This window comes from Aeromonas sp. TW 6 (genome assembly GCF_013168745.1).
Classification (GTDB): domain Bacteria; phylum Pseudomonadota; class Gammaproteobacteria; order Enterobacterales; family Aeromonadaceae; genus Aeromonas; species Aeromonas caviae.
In genome coordinates, this window is the sequence record NZ_JABERS010000008.1 from 1 (window position 1) to 14430 (window position 14430).

General features: G+C 65.4%; 11 protein-coding genes and 2 pseudogenes. 3 read left to right on the top strand and 10 right to left on the bottom strand.

The features are described 5' to 3' along the window. Positions 1–127 precede the first annotated feature (127 nt). The 7 genes and pseudogenes from HKD46_RS05605 to HKD46_RS05635 all read right to left on the bottom strand — a co-directional run. Positions 128–940: pseudogene (locus tag HKD46_RS05605) on the bottom strand (M48 family metallopeptidase); the annotation flags it as partial. A gap of 152 nt (positions 941–1092) precedes the next feature. After that, a complete protein-coding gene (locus tag HKD46_RS05610; protein ID WP_039039286.1) occupies positions 1093–2067 on the bottom strand; it encodes a PstS family phosphate ABC transporter substrate-binding protein in 975 nt (324 codons plus the stop codon). Positions 2068–2339: 272 nt separating this feature from the next. After that, positions 2340–3635 (bottom strand): phosphate regulon sensor histidine kinase PhoR, encoded by a 1296-nt coding sequence (gene phoR, locus HKD46_RS05615; RefSeq protein ID WP_161470785.1) that lies wholly within the window; start codon positions 3633–3635, stop codon positions 2340–2342. Between the two features lie 72 nt (positions 3636–3707). Beyond that, positions 3708–4397 (bottom strand): phosphate regulon transcriptional regulator PhoB, encoded by a 690-nt coding sequence (gene phoB / locus HKD46_RS05620; protein WP_010673471.1) that lies wholly within the window; start codon positions 4395–4397, stop codon positions 3708–3710. A gap of 102 nt (positions 4398–4499) precedes the next feature. Beyond that, positions 4500–4909 (bottom strand): annotated as a pseudogene (locus HKD46_RS05625) (VOC family protein). A gap of 68 nt (positions 4910–4977) precedes the next feature. After that, on the bottom strand, positions 4978–6264 hold the full coding sequence (locus HKD46_RS05630; RefSeq protein WP_171865011.1) for a diguanylate cyclase: 1287 nt from the start codon (positions 6262–6264) through the stop codon (positions 4978–4980). A 283-nt stretch (positions 6265–6547) separates the two neighbouring features. Then, positions 6548–8224, bottom strand: coding sequence for a sigma-54-dependent Fis family transcriptional regulator (locus HKD46_RS05635; RefSeq protein WP_141116534.1), 1677 nt, complete (start codon positions 8222–8224; stop codon positions 6548–6550). 290 nt (positions 8225–8514) lie between these two features. Between HKD46_RS05635 and HKD46_RS05640 the strand changes: the two genes are divergently transcribed. After that, entirely contained in the window at positions 8515–10032 is a 1518-nt protein-coding gene (locus HKD46_RS05640; RefSeq protein ID WP_171865012.1) for an aldehyde dehydrogenase family protein, read from the top strand. A gap of 62 nt (positions 10033–10094) precedes the next feature. Here HKD46_RS05640 and HKD46_RS05645 read toward each other — a convergent pair whose 3' ends face one another. Then, on the bottom strand, positions 10095–10901 hold the full coding sequence (locus HKD46_RS05645) for a helix-turn-helix transcriptional regulator (RefSeq protein ID WP_171865013.1): 807 nt from the start codon (positions 10899–10901) through the stop codon (positions 10095–10097). Positions 10902–10997: 96 nt separating this feature from the next. Here HKD46_RS05645 and HKD46_RS05650 point away from each other — a divergent pair, with 96 nt between their 5' ends. Further along, complete coding sequence (locus HKD46_RS05650) at positions 10998–11885, top strand: DMT family transporter (RefSeq protein WP_171865014.1); 888 nt, start codon at positions 10998–11000, stop codon at positions 11883–11885. A 95-nt stretch (positions 11886–11980) separates the two neighbouring features. On the opposite strand, the gene HKD46_RS05655 is transcribed toward HKD46_RS05650, so the two are convergent. Both HKD46_RS05655 and HKD46_RS05660 read right to left on the bottom strand, forming a co-directional pair. After that, positions 11981–12385, bottom strand: a complete 405-nt coding sequence (locus HKD46_RS05655) for a carboxymuconolactone decarboxylase family protein (RefSeq protein WP_161470781.1) — start codon at positions 12383–12385, stop codon at positions 11981–11983. Continuing rightward, positions 12382–13365, bottom strand: a complete 984-nt coding sequence (locus HKD46_RS05660) for an aldo/keto reductase (RefSeq protein ID WP_161470780.1) — start codon at positions 13363–13365, stop codon at positions 12382–12384. Before HKD46_RS05660 ends, HKD46_RS05655 begins: the two co-directional genes overlap by 4 nt. Positions 13366–13464: 99 nt before the next feature. Here HKD46_RS05660 and HKD46_RS05665 point away from each other — a divergent pair, with 99 nt between their 5' ends. Further along, entirely contained in the window at positions 13465–14373 is a 909-nt protein-coding gene (locus tag HKD46_RS05665) for a LysR family transcriptional regulator (protein ID WP_161470779.1), read from the top strand. Positions 14374–14430 lie beyond the last annotated feature (57 nt).

A 14430-nucleotide genomic window follows, 5' to 3' on the forward strand; every position in this document is an offset into this window, starting at 1 on the left:
CAGTTGGTTAAGATCTCGACTATTTACAGCTTGGCAACGCAAGGTACAATTAAAATCGTACTTGGAGCCGTTCAACTGATCGAGACTTGATCAACTTGTGCAGAGAATGATCATGCGTCGGCCCTGACGCCTTGCACTGGGGAACCAGCCCTGATGCTTTCGCCTGCTGGTACAGGGGCTGCACTTCGGCCTGCTGGGCCTGCAGGTTGGCGATCCGGCTCTGGTCGCTGGGGTGGGTGGAGAGCAGCTGGGGCGGTGCCTTGCCACCGGAGGCGGCGCTCATGTTCTGCCACAGGGTGACGGCTTCGGCCGGGTTGAACCCGGCGCGGGCCATCAGCTCGAGGCCGAGCCGGTCCGCCTCGCTCTCCTGGGTTCTGCCAAAAGGCAGGGCTATCCCCACCTGGACCCCGAGGCCCAGGGCGGCCATGGTGGCAGCGCCCCCGAGGCTGTCGCTGCTGCCGATGGCGGCGTCCGCCACCGCCAGCCCGATACCGGTCAGCTGATCCCGGGAGAGGCGCTCGTTGGAGTGCTGGGCCAGCACGTGGGTCAGCTCGTGACCGATGACGGTGGCGAGCTGGTCCTGATTCTTGGCGACTTTCAGCAGGCCGCTGTAAACGCCTATCTTGCCGCCGGGCAGGGCGAAGGCGTTGATCTCCTTGGAGTCGAACACCACTACCTCCCAGCTGGTGATGCCATAGCTGGCAGGCACCTGGGCGGTCACCGCCTTGGCCACGCAGCCCACATAGGCATTCATCCTGGCATCCGTGCTCACCTTCTCCTGCTGCTTCATCTGGGTGAAGGAGTCGGCGCCCAGCTGGTTCATCTGCTGGGGGGAGAAAAGCAGCATCTGGTTGCGACCAGTCGGCGACTGGGCGCAGCCGGCCAGCAGGGCGCTGCACAAGGCCGTCAGGGCCAGTCTGGAGAGGGAAGATGCGCGCATGAGAGGGTCCTTTGCCGTGAAGTTGCCCTATTCTCGGAAATGCCGCCGCCCGGCGCAAGCCGGGCGCTGCGCCCTGCGACCAAAAAGATCCTGGGGCGCACCAATGAAAACGAGCCCGCATGGGGCTCGTTTTTCTGCAAGGGCATGTTCTGTTACATGATGCCCAGCTTCTTCAGGTCGGCCTGAACCACCTTGGCCGGGACCGGCACATAGCCGTCCTTGGCAACGATGGTCTGGCCCGCCTTGGAGAGCATCATCTTCACAAACTCCTGCTCCATCGGGGAGAGCGGCTTGTTCGGATGCTTGTTCACGTAGACGTACAGGAAGCGCGACAGCGGGTACTTGCCGGTGATGGCGTTGTCGGAGCTCGCCTCGATGAAGGTCTTGCCATCCTTGGAGAGCGGAACGGCGCGCACGCCGGAGGTGACGTAGCCGATACCGGAGTAGCCGATGCCGTTCAGGGAGGAGGAGACGGACTGTACCACGGAGGCGGAGCCCGGCTGCTCGTTCACGCCGCTCTTGAAGTCACCGTTGCACAGGGCGTGTTCCTTGAAGTAACCGTAGGTACCGGACACGGAGTTGCGACCGAACAGTTGCAGATCCTTGCCGGACCAGCTGCCGTCCAGACCCAGATCAGACCACTTGGTGGCCGCCTTGGCTTCGCCGCACTTGAGGGTGCTGGAGAAGATGGCGTCGATCTGCGACATGGTCAGCCCCTTGATGGGGTTGTCCTTGTTGACGAACACGGCCAGGGCATCGACGGCGACGCGGATGGCGGTCGGCTTGTAGCCGTAGCGCTTCTCGAATGCCTCCTCTTCACCGGCCTTCATGGCGCGGCTCATGGGGCCAAACTGGGCGACGCCCTCGGTCAGGGCAGTCGGTGCGGTGGAAGAACCGGCGGCCTGGATCTGCACGTTGACGTTGGGATACATGCGCTTAAATTCTTCGGCCCACAGGGTCATCATGTTGGCCAGAGTGTCCGAGCCGACAGAGGACAGGTTGCCCGAGATGCCGCTGGTCGGTGTGTATTCCGGCAGGTCTTTATCCACACCGGCAGCCAGAGCGCTGACAGAAAACAGGGTTGCTGCGGTGAATCCGATGACACCAGCCAGTTTGTTGAGTTTCATCCAATCTCTCCAAGTCCAAGGTTGCAGAAGGCAATCGTCAGGTTGACGTCTAACGTGGTTGACACCCGATCGCAATGATCCGTGGGCCAGCACCACTCCTTCTCCAGTGTTACAGAAGGTCCGTTCTTTAAGACGGCGCCAGTATCTGGCCTGGCAGTGACAAATTTATGGAATTTATATGACACTTTGATGACATGGGCCGAGAGTGGCCCGGATGAAAAAAGGGCTGCGATGCAGCCCTTCTATCGTTGCTAACACATTGACACAAAATATTATTTCACCAGCACCATGCGGGCGGGAATAAGAAAGCTGAAGCGGCTGCCCGCACCGACCCGGCTCTCGATATCGAGATGGGCATCGTGATGACTCAGGGCATGCTTGACGATGGCAAGGCCGAGCCCGGACCCTCCGGTGTGGCGCGAGCGGGCCTTGTCGACCCGATAGAACCGCTCGGTGAGCCGTGCCAGATGCTCGGGGGGGATCCCCTCCCCCTCATCCTGCACCGCAAACAGCGCCATGCTCCCCTGCTTGCGCCACTCCACGGTGATCTTGCGCCCCGCCGGGGTGTAGTGGATGGCGTTGTAGACCAGGTTGGAGACGGCGCTGCGCAGCTGATCCTGATCCCCGCGCACCAGCAGATTGGGCTGGACCATGAAGACGATTTCGTGGGCCCGCTCGCCGGAGAGCGCCCGCGCCTCCTGCTCCAGCAGCCCCAGCATGGCGGGCATGTCCACCAGATGGGAGAGATCCACGGTGGGCGCCGCCTCGATGCGCGACAGGGTGAGCAGCTGGTTGACCAGATTGTCCATGCGGATCGTCTGCTCCATCATCACCTTGTGCGCCTTGGCCCACATGGCGGGGGGCGGCAGCTCCTCGGTCATCTCCAGATACCCCTTGAGCACGGTGAGGGGGGTACGCAACTCGTGAGAGACGTTGGAGACGAAGTGCTTGCGCGTCTTCTCCAGGCTGCGCAGCCGGGTCACATCCCGCACCACCAGCATGGCCTGATCCTCCGCATAGGGCATGATGCGAAATTCGAGGAACTTCTCCTCGTTGATGGGGGAGTGCATCTCGAATGGCTCGTCATACTGCCCCTTGCCCAGATAGGCGACGAAGGCGGGGTGACGGATCAGGTTGCCGATGTGCTGGCCGGCATCCTCGGGCCAGCGAAAGCCGAGCAGTTGCTCCGCCAGCCGGTTGCACCAGAGGATGCTGCCGTCGGTGCGAAACACCACGGCCGCATCGGGCAGCGCCTCCGCCCCTTCCCGAAAGCGGCGGATGAGGCCCGCCAGCTCCCGGCGCCGGGCCCGGTGACGCTGCTGCAACTTGTAGATGCCGTTGAAGATGTGCTCCCAGCTGCCGCTGCCGTGGGGCGGCACCAGGCTGCGATCGTGCCACAGCCAGTCCGACAGCCGCTTCTGGAAGCGGTAGTGCCAGACCAGGTGCACCACAGTGGCCACCAGCAGGCAGAGAACGAGATGATCGATTAACCAACCTACCAAGACGAAGGGGCTGTAGAAGAACGCCATTCGCCACAACTGTCGCCGCCAGGCGTAAGGTTGCAACATTAAGATCTCCTAGAGGCAGCAAAGAGCCGGGTCCAATGCCCGCCGGCAGGCGCTGGCGGCACTGGCCCTGACCTAGAGACGGGTCGAGAAGCGGTAGCCGGCCCCGCGCACCGTCTGGATCAATCTGTCGTGCCCCGTCTCTTCGATGGCCTTGCGCAGGCGGCGAATGTGCACGTCCACCGTCCTGTCCTCGACATACACGTTGGTACCCCAGACGTTGTTGAGCAACTGCTCGCGGCTGTAGACCCGCTCGGGGTGGGTCATGAAGAAGTGCAGCAGCTTGAATTCGGTCGGCCCCATGTCGAGGGCCTTCTCCTCGGCACTGACCCGGTGGGAAACGGGATCCAGTTTGAGCCCCTGCACCTCGATCACCTCGTCCACCGAGGTGGGAGAGACGCGGCGCATCACGGCGTGCAGGCGGGCGGTGAGCTCCTTGGGGGAGAAGGGCTTGGTGATGTAGTCGTCGGCACCGGCCTCGAGCCCGCGCACCTTGTCCTCTTCCTCGCCCCGGGCGGTCAGCATCACCACCGGGATCTGGCGAGTCATCTCATCCTGCTTGAGCTGCTTGAGGAACTGGATACCGCTGCCACCTGGCATCATCCAGTCCAGCACGATGAGTTCGGGGTAGGGTTCGCGCACCTTTGCCAGTCCATCGGCGTAATCTTCTGCTTCTACTGTTTCATATCCCTTCTGCTCAAGCACGAAGCAGAGCATTTCGCGGATCGGTGCCTCGTCCTCGACCACCAGAATTCGCTTAGCCATATCCCTTCTCTCTCCTCTGTGAAGATGGGTGCGCCAATTATTAGAACTTTCTGTGACACTTTTATGACTTTATGACGGGCGGGATGATAAACGTTTTCAGATTCAGTTGGCAGCAGCGAGTTGCAGCAGGTCCCAGCGATTGCCACTGATGTCCTCGAACACCACCACGGTGCCGTAGGGTTCGAGGCGCGGCTGTTCACAAAAATGAACACCATAGGCCAGCATCCGCTCGTAATCGCCCCAGAAGTCGTCGGTCTCAAGGAACAGGAAGACCCGACCGCCCCCCTGGCGACAGATGGCGGCGCGCTGCTCCTCGTTGGCCGCGCGAGCCAGCAGCAGGGCGGAGCCGGGAGCCCCCTTGGGAGCGACCCGCACCCAGCGTTTGCCCGGTTTGCCCGGCTCGTCGAGGGGGTGTCTTCCAGTAGCTCGAAGCCCATTCCCCGGGTGAAGAAGGCGATGGCCTCGTCGTAATCCGCCACCAGCAGCGTCAGGGCGCCAATGTGTTGTGCCATGGCATCTCTCCTCGGATAAATGATGGGGCGCATGATAGCCCCGCCCGGCCATGGGCTCCAGCGCCGGATCAGTCGGGCGCCACCTCCACCCGGTTGCGACCATTCTGCTTGGCCTGATAGAGCGCCTCGTCGGCCCGCTTGAGCGCCTGCTCCAGGCTATCCTTGCGCCGCTCGGCCACCCCGAAGGAGGCGGTGATACCGAGCCCCAGCGGCCAGTGCCTGTACCCCTCCAGCGCCCCTCTCAGCCGCTCCGCCAGGGCGGCGGCCCGTCCCTCGTCGTAATGGAGGCAGACCAGCACGAACTCCTCCCCGCCCCAGCGCACCAGTCGGCACAGGCTGTCGCAATGGCGCAGCAGCTCGCTCACCATGTGCTTGAGCACCTCGTCCCCCACCGGGTGGCCGTGACCGTCGTTGACCCCCTTGAAGTGATCGATGTCGATGTAGATGAAGGAGAGCGGCATCTCGCCGAGCTCCCCGAGCAGCTTTTCGCCGCCGAGCCGATTGAGGGCCCCGGTCAGGGGATCGTAACGGGCCTCCTCCTCGGTGCGCCGGTTCTGCTCGCACAGGCTCGCACTCAGGGCTTCAGCCGCGAGGCGCGCCTCCCTGGCCTTGCGCAGCCGATCCCCGAACATCAGGTTCTGGACCAGGAAGAGCAGCACGCCGTAGACAAGCCACCCCAGCAGCAGATAGCGATAGAAGTCCCCCGGCTTGCACCAGCGGCCATAGAACTCCAGCCGCTCGAGCCGCAACCGGTGCTCCCCCGGCAACATCTTGTCATCGGAGGCGATCTCGATGGCGTAAACATGGTGCAGATCCGGCCCCTGCTGGACCAGCGGAATGTCGTACTGCTGCACCCACCAGGAGCTGGGGGCAAAGACATTCAGGGGGACATCCTGCTCACGACCAAAATCCCTGGCGGTGAAGAGCACTTCGTTGAACTTGTGGGAACTCTCGTCTTCCCGCGTCGAGTAGACGGGATCGTAGTTGCGCAGATAAAGGCGCCAGGCCTGTACCCCCTGCCCTTCTACATCCAGCCTCACCCGCACCCCGGTGAAGCCGGAGAGATCCAGCCCCCGCTCGGGGTCGGTCAGGGTCAAAACCAGCTCGCAGAAAGGATAGGCATATTGGCTTCGCAGGGTGCACTGGATGGCGGGTCTGTCGCCCCCCTGACTCAGGGTGGCGACGGAGGAGCCCTTGTGGGCCCTGTCATCCTGGGCACGCACGGACAAACCGGCCTGGCTCAGGATGTCGAGCCGCCGCTCGGGTCCGAATTCGAATAACACCATGGCCAGCAGGCTCGCCGCCAGCAGGCACCAGAACAACAGCGTCGTCATGCGGGAATAGGAAGGGATCATCGGCATCACACCTGAAAAAGGGCTTTTACCCTACACCTTGAAGCGCCGGACCGCGCTGATCCAGATCCAAGGTTATTACACGCGCCGCACCGGGCGCAGACGGGTGCCGACTAACCGGCACGGGCCCCATGGGGCGCAAGCGGCATCGGCCAGCAGCCGGGAGAGAGGCGGGGAGCCTCGTCGGTCGTAAGATGGATCATTGCGCACTCCCTGCGATGGAAACATAACGAAAAAACGTCCTTGCCACCGCAGTCTACACAAGCGCTGGACGGCGCGACACCCTTCACCCCTCCTCCCGCAGCGCCCGATAGAGGGTGGTGCGACTGATGCCAAGACGGCGCGCCGCCTCGCTCACGTTGCCGCCGCACTCTGCCAGGGTCTGTTGCACCCGCTGCCGACTCTGCTCGCGCAGGGTACTCCCTCCCAAAGGTGAGCTCGCTCCCCCCGCCACGGCGGGCAGATGCAGATGGGCAGGTTCAATCCAGCCCTGCCCCTCTGCCAGTACACAGGCCACCTCCAGCGCCTGTTTGAGCTGGCGCACGTTGCCGGGCAGAGGATGGGCCAGCAACCGCTGCTCCGCCTCCCGGCTCAGTTGCAGTGCCGGGTCCATCTGGGCGAGCAGGTTCAGGATCAGCCCCTGACGCTCGGGCACCGACCAGGCCCGCAGGGGTGCCAGTTGCTGGCGCCAGCCGCAGATGCGGTAGTAGAGATCTTCGCGAAAGGTGCCGGCCGCCACCATGGCCGCCAGATCCCGATGGCTGGCGCTGACCAGCCAGAAGTCCACCGCCTCGGGTCTGTGGCTGCCTACCGGGGTGACAACGCGCTCCTGCAACACCCGCAGCAGCCGGGTCTGGGCCTGGAGCGGCAGCTCGCCAATTTCATCCAGCATCAGGATGCCGCCGTGGGCGGCGCGCAGATAGCCCTGGCTGCCCTGGCTGCGGGCACCGCTGAAGGCCCCCCCCACATAGCCGAACAGCTCGGCCTCCACCAGCTCCGCCGGCAAGGCGCCGCAGTTGACGCACACCAGAGGCCGCTCCCGACGGCTCGATCTGGCGTGCAGGGTGCGCACCAGGTGCTCCTTGCCGCTGCCGGTCTCCCCCTCGATGAGCAATGAGATGCCCCGCTCCAGCATCTTGAGCGGCACCTGCTGCGCCTGCGATCCCCCCTCCTCAACCGCGCTCGGCAGGGGGAGCCTGGCGGCGCGCTCCCCCGCCTCCGGCACCAATCGCAGCCCGCGGCGCTCGCGCAGCAGCTGCTTGCCGTCGAAGGGGTGCTGGCCGAGCCAGAGCCGACCGGCCCGGTTGGCCCCGAGCAGCTCGCCCCCTTCCCCCAGCAGCAGACGGGCAGACCAGAGGCTCTGGGGATCGAGATCCACCAGCCAGCCCGGCTGGCGGGCCAGCAGGGCGTTTTCCAGGGTCATGGCCAGGAGGCGCACCGTGCCCAGCATGTCGCCGCCGTGGTGGGACGCATCGGTGGAGATGTCGAGCACGCCGAGCAGTTGCCCGTCCGGCCCGAGCAGGGGGCAGGCGCTGCAACTGAGAAAACTGTGCTGGGCGAAGAAGTGCTGCGCCCCCAGCACCTGCACCTCGTTCTGCTCGGCCAGCGCGGTGCCGATGGCGTTGGTGCCCTTGCTCGCCTCCCCCCAGCGGGCGCCGCTGCGCAAAAAAATGCGCTCGGCATGGCGGGCAAACCGGTCGTCTCCGCTCACCGCGAGGATGGCCCCCTCGCCGTCACACAGCAGCAGACGACAGGGTCTGCCCGCCAGCAACTGGCCAAAGAGCGGCAGCACGAAGCGCTGGAAGCAGGCGATGAGCGTCCTGTGCTGCTCCTGGCGAGCCGACAGCTCCCCCTGGGGCAGCAAGTCCAGCTCGGCGCTCTGCTGGCGGCTCAGCCCCTGATGCAGGCAGCGCTCCCAGGAGCGCTGGATTGGGCTGGCACCGGATTGAGGCAACTCGCTCATCACACCTCCTTCTACACACTCGCGAATAGGGCCGCCTTGGGGGAGCGCCTTCATCACGTCTCCTGTTCACAAACGGCACAGTGTCACACCCGATGTTCAGAAACGGCACAGTTCGGGGGCCGTCCTGGGGGGCACTGGTTAACCAAGATACCCCTTGGCACCCCGTTTGATAACGTTTTTGCAACCTTTTTGTGTAGAGCGCCACCCGCTGGCACGCCCCTTGCGATGACAGGAAGCAACCGGACTGCCCGCCAGGCCGGTCAGGACCACACACACATAAGGATGATGAGATGATTTATACCGCTCCCGGTCAGGCAGGTGCCCTGGTCAGCTTCAAATCCCGTTATGACAACTTCATCGGTGGCGACTGGGTGGCGCCGCGCGCCGGCCGCTATTTCGAGAACATCTCGCCGGTGGATGGCCGGGTGTTCTGCGAGGTGGCCCGCTCCGACGCCGCCGACATCGAGCTCGCCCTGGACGCGGCCCACAAGGCGTTCGCCAGCTGGAGCAAGACCAGCGTCACCGAGCGCAGCAATCTGCTGCTGCGCATCGCCGATCGCATCGAACAGAACATCGAGCGGCTTGCCGTCGCCGAGACCTGGGAGAACGGCAAGGCGGTGCGCGAGACCCTGGCCGCCGACCTGCCCCTGGTGGTGGATCACTTCCGCTACTTTGCCGGCTGCATCCGCGCCCAGGAGGGCTCCGCCGCCGAGCTGGACCAGAACACCGTCAGCTACCACTTCAAGGAGCCCATCGGCGTGGTCGGCCAGATCATCCCGTGGAACTTCCCCCTGCTGATGGCCGCCTGGAAGCTGGCCCCGGTACTGGCGGCCGGCTGCTGCAGCGTGCTCAAGCCCGCCGAGCAGACCCCGGTCACCATCATGCTGATGATGGATCTCATCAAGGACATCCTGCCCCCCGGCGTGGTCAACGTGGTCAACGGCTTTGGCGCCGAGGCGGGTCAGGCGCTCGCCACCAGCAACCGGATCCAGAAGCTCGCCTTCACCGGTTCCACCGAGGTGGGGGCCCACATCCTGCGCTGCGCCGCCGACAAGCTCATCCCCTCCACCGTGGAGCTGGGCGGCAAGTCCCCCAACATCTACTTCGCCGACGTGATGCAGCACGAGAGCAGCTACATCGACAAGGCGGTGGAAGGGATGCTGATGACCTTCTTCAACCAGGGGGAGGTGTGTACCTGCCCCTCCCGCGCTCTGGTGCAGGCCAGCATCTATGACGACTTCATGGACCGGGTGCTGGCCCGCGCCCGCACCATAGTGCAGGGCAACCCCCTCGACACCACGACCCAGGTGGGGGCCCAGGCGTCCCGCGAGCAGTTCGACAAGATCCTGAGCTACATGGAGATCGGCCGCGGCGAAGGGGCAAAAATGCTGATCGGCGGCGGCCCGGCCAAGGTGAGCGGGCTGGAGGGGGGCTTCTACATCCAGCCCACCATCTTCCACGGCCAGAACAAGATGCGGGTGTTCCAGGAGGAGATCTTCGGGCCGGCGCTCGGGGTCACCACCTTCAAGGACGAGGCGGATGCCCTGGCCATTGCCAACGACACCCAGTACGGGCTGGGGGCGGGCCTGTGGACCCGGGACAGCAATCTGGCCTGGCGCATGGGGCGCGGCATCCAGGCCGGCCGGGTCTGGGTCAACTGCTACCACGCCTACCCGGCCCATGCGGCCTTTGGCGGCTACAAGAAGTCGGGGATCGGTCGTGAGACCCACAAGATGATGCTGGACCACTACCAGAACACCAAGAATCTGCTGGTGAGCCACGACATCAACCCCCTCGGCTTCTTCTAAGCCCATCCCGTGATCCACAAGGGCGCCTGCGGGCGCCCTTTTCATTGCTGGTGCGGTCGCGGTCAGAGCTGTGCCTGCCCGGCGCCGATCCCCAGCTGTTGGCGATAGCGCTGGGGGGCACAACCCTGTTCGCGCTGGAACATGGCGATAAAAGCCGAGGTGGAGGCGTAACCGAGGCGCCAGGCGATCTCCTGCACCGGCATCTCGCCCCGCAGCCAGTCCAGCGCCTTCACCAGCCGCAGCCGGGTGCGCCACTGGCCCAGGCTCATGCCAAGCTCCTTCTGGCAGCGCCGCGCCAGGGTGCGCTCCGTGGTGTGCAGCGCCCTGGCCCACTCCACCAGCGTGCGGTTGTCCTCCGGCGCCGCCTGCAATGCCGCCAGCAAGGGTGCCAGCAGGCGATCCCGGCTCTGGGGCAGGTAGCTCGGCTGGCAACGGGTGCGGGCCAGCTTCTCGATGAAGAGCTCACCCTGACGGGCATCCCACTCATCCTCCATGTGGCCGACCCGGCGCTGGGTGAAGTCCTCCAGCAGGGCCCGCAGCAAGGGGGTGAGCGCCAGCAGCTGGGGTTCCCGTGGCAGGCGCGGTGCCAGGGCGTGGCTCACGTAGATGGAGGTGTAATCCAGGGTCTGCTCGTTGAAGGCGGTGTGGGGCAGGTCCGCCGGCACCCAGATGAGGTAGTCCGGAGGCGCCACCAGCCGCTCTCCCCCCACCTCCACCACCATGACCCCCAGGCTGATGAGGCTGAGCTGACCCCAGGGGTGGGCGTGCTCGGCGCAGGCGTTGCCCCCCTGGATCTGGCTGTAGCGAAAGTAGAGGGGGTTGGGGTCGGCCAGCAGGCGATCCTGCTCGGCCAGGGTGAGGGTGCCCATGCAGATTGTCCCAAAGCGGTTATGACATGTCTTATTTACGCTACTTACCTCGTTCAAGACAAGGCTAGACTCTCCCCATCGTACCAAGGAGTGCCTATGCTTTTTCTCTTCCCCCTGCTCGCCATCCTGATCTGGGCCGCCAATACCGTGGTCTCCAAGGCCGCCGCCGGCGTGCTGGATCCCGCCGCCATCTCCTTCTATCGCTGGGTGATCGCCGCCCTCGCGCTCTCCCCCTTCTGCCTGCCGCAGCTCTGGCGCCGCCGGGCCGACATCCGCCCCTGGCTCGGCAAGCTGCTGGTGCTCTCCCTGCTCGGCATGGTGCTCTACCAGTGCCTCGCCTACTACGCCGCCCACAGCACCTCGGCCACCAACATGGGGGTCATCGGCTCCCTGCTGCCCCTGCTCACCCTGCTCATCGGGGCCTGCTGCTTTGGCCAGAAGCCGGGCAAGCAGGCGCTGCTCGGCATGAGCCTCTCCCTGTTCGGGGTGCTCTGGCTGCTGGGTCAGGGCAACCCCCTGGCACTGCTGCACAGCGGCATCAACCCGGGCGATGGCATGATGCTGCTGGGGGCGGCCAGCTATGCCCTCTATGGCCTGCTGATCCGCCGCTGGCAACTGCCGTTCGGCCCCTGGCTCAACCTCTACCTGCAGATCCTGCTGGCAGTGCTGCTGCTCATCCCGGTGGCCCTCTCTGCCGACTCCCTGGCCATTCCCGCCCAGGGCTGGAGCATGGTGCTGTTCGCCAGCCTCGCCTCCTCCATCTTCGCCGCCTACTGCTGGATGCGCGGCCTCGCCACCCTGGGGGCGGAGCGCACCTCGGTCTTCATGAACCTGATGCCCCTGTGCACGGCCCTCATCGCCGTCATCACCCTGGGGGAGCCCATTCACGGCTATCACCTGCTGGGGGGCGGCCTCATCCTGACCGGGGTCATGCTCTCCCAGCTCAAGCCGAGGGTACGCCGTCCTCTGCCAGAAGGGGCTTGAGCCGGCCAGCACCATGAAAGAAGGGAGCCTCGGCTCCCTTCTTGCTGCCCTCGTCAGGGCACACCTGACCTTTTCGCCAGGGTGACGTCTCCACCTTAATCCCTGCCCCCCCGCCCCTTGTCATGGGCGGCGAAGGCGCTGCGGGCCGCACGGATGCCATTCATGCAGGCGGGCACTCCGGCATAGACGGCGACCTGGAGCAGGATCTCGATGATGGTCTCCCGGCTGACCCCCACATTGAGGGCGGCCCGGATATGGAACTCGAGCTGTCCGGGCGCCGTGCCCATTCCCATCAGGGTCGCCACCGTGAGTATCTCGCGGGTGCAGAGATCGATGCCGGGACGGGCGAGCACATCGGCAAAGGCAAACCCCAGCACCAGCTCGGCAAGTTCCGGTGGCAGGGCATCCAGGCTGGCGGCGACTCGCGTGGGTGCCTGGGGATCGAGCCGGGCCAGCAGCGCGAACGCCCGTTCATGGCGATCCGTGTGCGAGCCGCTCATGCGTTCACCCCCTTCATCCCCTCGGCAGTATAGCGCTCCCCCGCCACCGGCAGGGTCCGGATGGCCTGGCCCAGGGCCCCGAGCTCCGCTGGGGAGAGGCGCACCGAGAGGGCGCCGAGGTTATCCTCAAGGTGGGTCAGGCGCCGGGTGCCGGGGATGGGCACTATCCCCTCCCATTGCGCCAGCAGCCAGGCCAGGGCTATCTGCGCCGCCGTGCACCCCTTCTGCCGGGTCAGGGCCATGACCGCCTGCACCAGGGTGCGGTTGGTGGCGAGGTTCTCCCCCTGAAAGCGCGGCAGACTGGCCCGAAAATCCCCTTCCTCGAACACCGCCTCCTGCTGGTAACGCCCGGTCAGAAACCCGCGCCCCAGGGGGGAGTAGGCCACCAGACCAATCCCCAGCTCCCGGCAGACGGGCAGCACCGCCGCCTCCACCTCCCGGGTCCAGAGGGAGTATTCGGTCTGCACCGCCGCCACCGGGTGCACGGCATGGGCGCGCCTCAGGGTGGCCTCGCTCACCTCGCACAGACCGATGCGGGCTATCTTGCCCTCCTGTACCAGCTGCGCCAGCCCGGCCATGGTCTCATCGACGGGATGGGCCGGATCGAGGCGGTGCACATAGTAGAGATCGATCTGCTCGATGCCGAGGCGGCGCAGGGAGCCCTCGCAGCTCTGGCGCGCATAGCGGGCGCTGTTGTCGAGGGTACGCCTGTACTCCCCGTGCTGGCGCACGATGCCAAACTTGGTGGCGACCTTCACCTGCCCCCGCCGGGTCGCGAGAAAACGCCCGATCAGCGCCTCGTTGTGGTGGGGGCCGTACATGTCGGCGGTGTCGAGCAGGTCGATGCCCCGCTCCACCGCCTCCGCCAGCACTCGCAAGGACATCTCATCGTCCCGCGGCCCGTAGAATTCGCTCATCCCCATGCAGCCCAGCACCAGGGCAGAGACCTGCAGGTTGGCTCCCAGTGTTCGTCGTTGCATCGCATTTTCTCCCTGACAAGTTGCAGGGGAGTATGGTCTTCCGAAAATTAATGAGATATAGAGATAACTGGCAACCCATTTTCCGATTATGGAAACACTATGCACGATCCCCTGCTCTGGGACGACGCCCGCGTCTTCCTGGCCATCGCCCGCAGCGGCACCCTGAGCGGTGCCGCCCACGCCCTTCGCATGGGGGTGGCCACCGTCTCCCGGCGCCTGGACAGGCTGGAGGCGGCCCTCGGCCTGCCCCTGTTCAGCCGCCACCAGCAGGGCTATCGCCTGACCGACGACGGGGAGGCCCTGCTTGAGCGAGCCGAGGCGCTGGAACATGCGGGGCTGGCCTTTGGCGAGGCGGGGCAGTTGCAGGGACAGGTGGCCGGCACCGTGCGCCTCGCCACCGCCGAGAACCTGGCCAATCCCCTCATCATCCCCTCCCTGCCGACGCTCTTTGCCCAGCACCCCGAGCTGAGGGTGGAGCTGGTCACCGGGGTGCAGACGGTGAACCTGCACCGGCGCGATGCCGATCTCGCGGTGCGCATGGTCAAGCCCGATGCCGGCCACCTCACCCTGCGGCGCCTGGGCACCCTGGGCTTTGGCCTCTACGGGGCCGGCGCCTACCTGGATGCCCGCAGCCCCGGGGTGGATGCCGCCAGCTTCGATCAGGATGACTTCATCGGCTGGAACGAAACCCAGAGCCACCTGCCCGCCGCCAGATGGATGACCCGCATGCTGCGCGGCCGCCCCTGCCGGGTGGAGACCGGCACCCTGGCGGCCCAGCTCGCCGCCGCCCAGGCCGGTCTGGGGCTCGCGGTGCTGCCCCACTACCTGGCCCGCCAGACGGATCTGGTCTGCCTGCTGCCGGAGCTCGGGGTGGATCAGCCCATCTGGCTGGTACTCCACAGCGATCTCGCCCACTCCCGGCGGGTGCGGGCCGTGGCGGATCACCTCATCGCCCTGTTCGAGCGCGCCCGCACCGCCCTGCACCCCTTCTCGGGCGACCCCAGATAGAGGGGCCTGGTCGCATCGGGGCGAAACAAAAGGGAGCTCAAAGGCTCCCTTTTATCT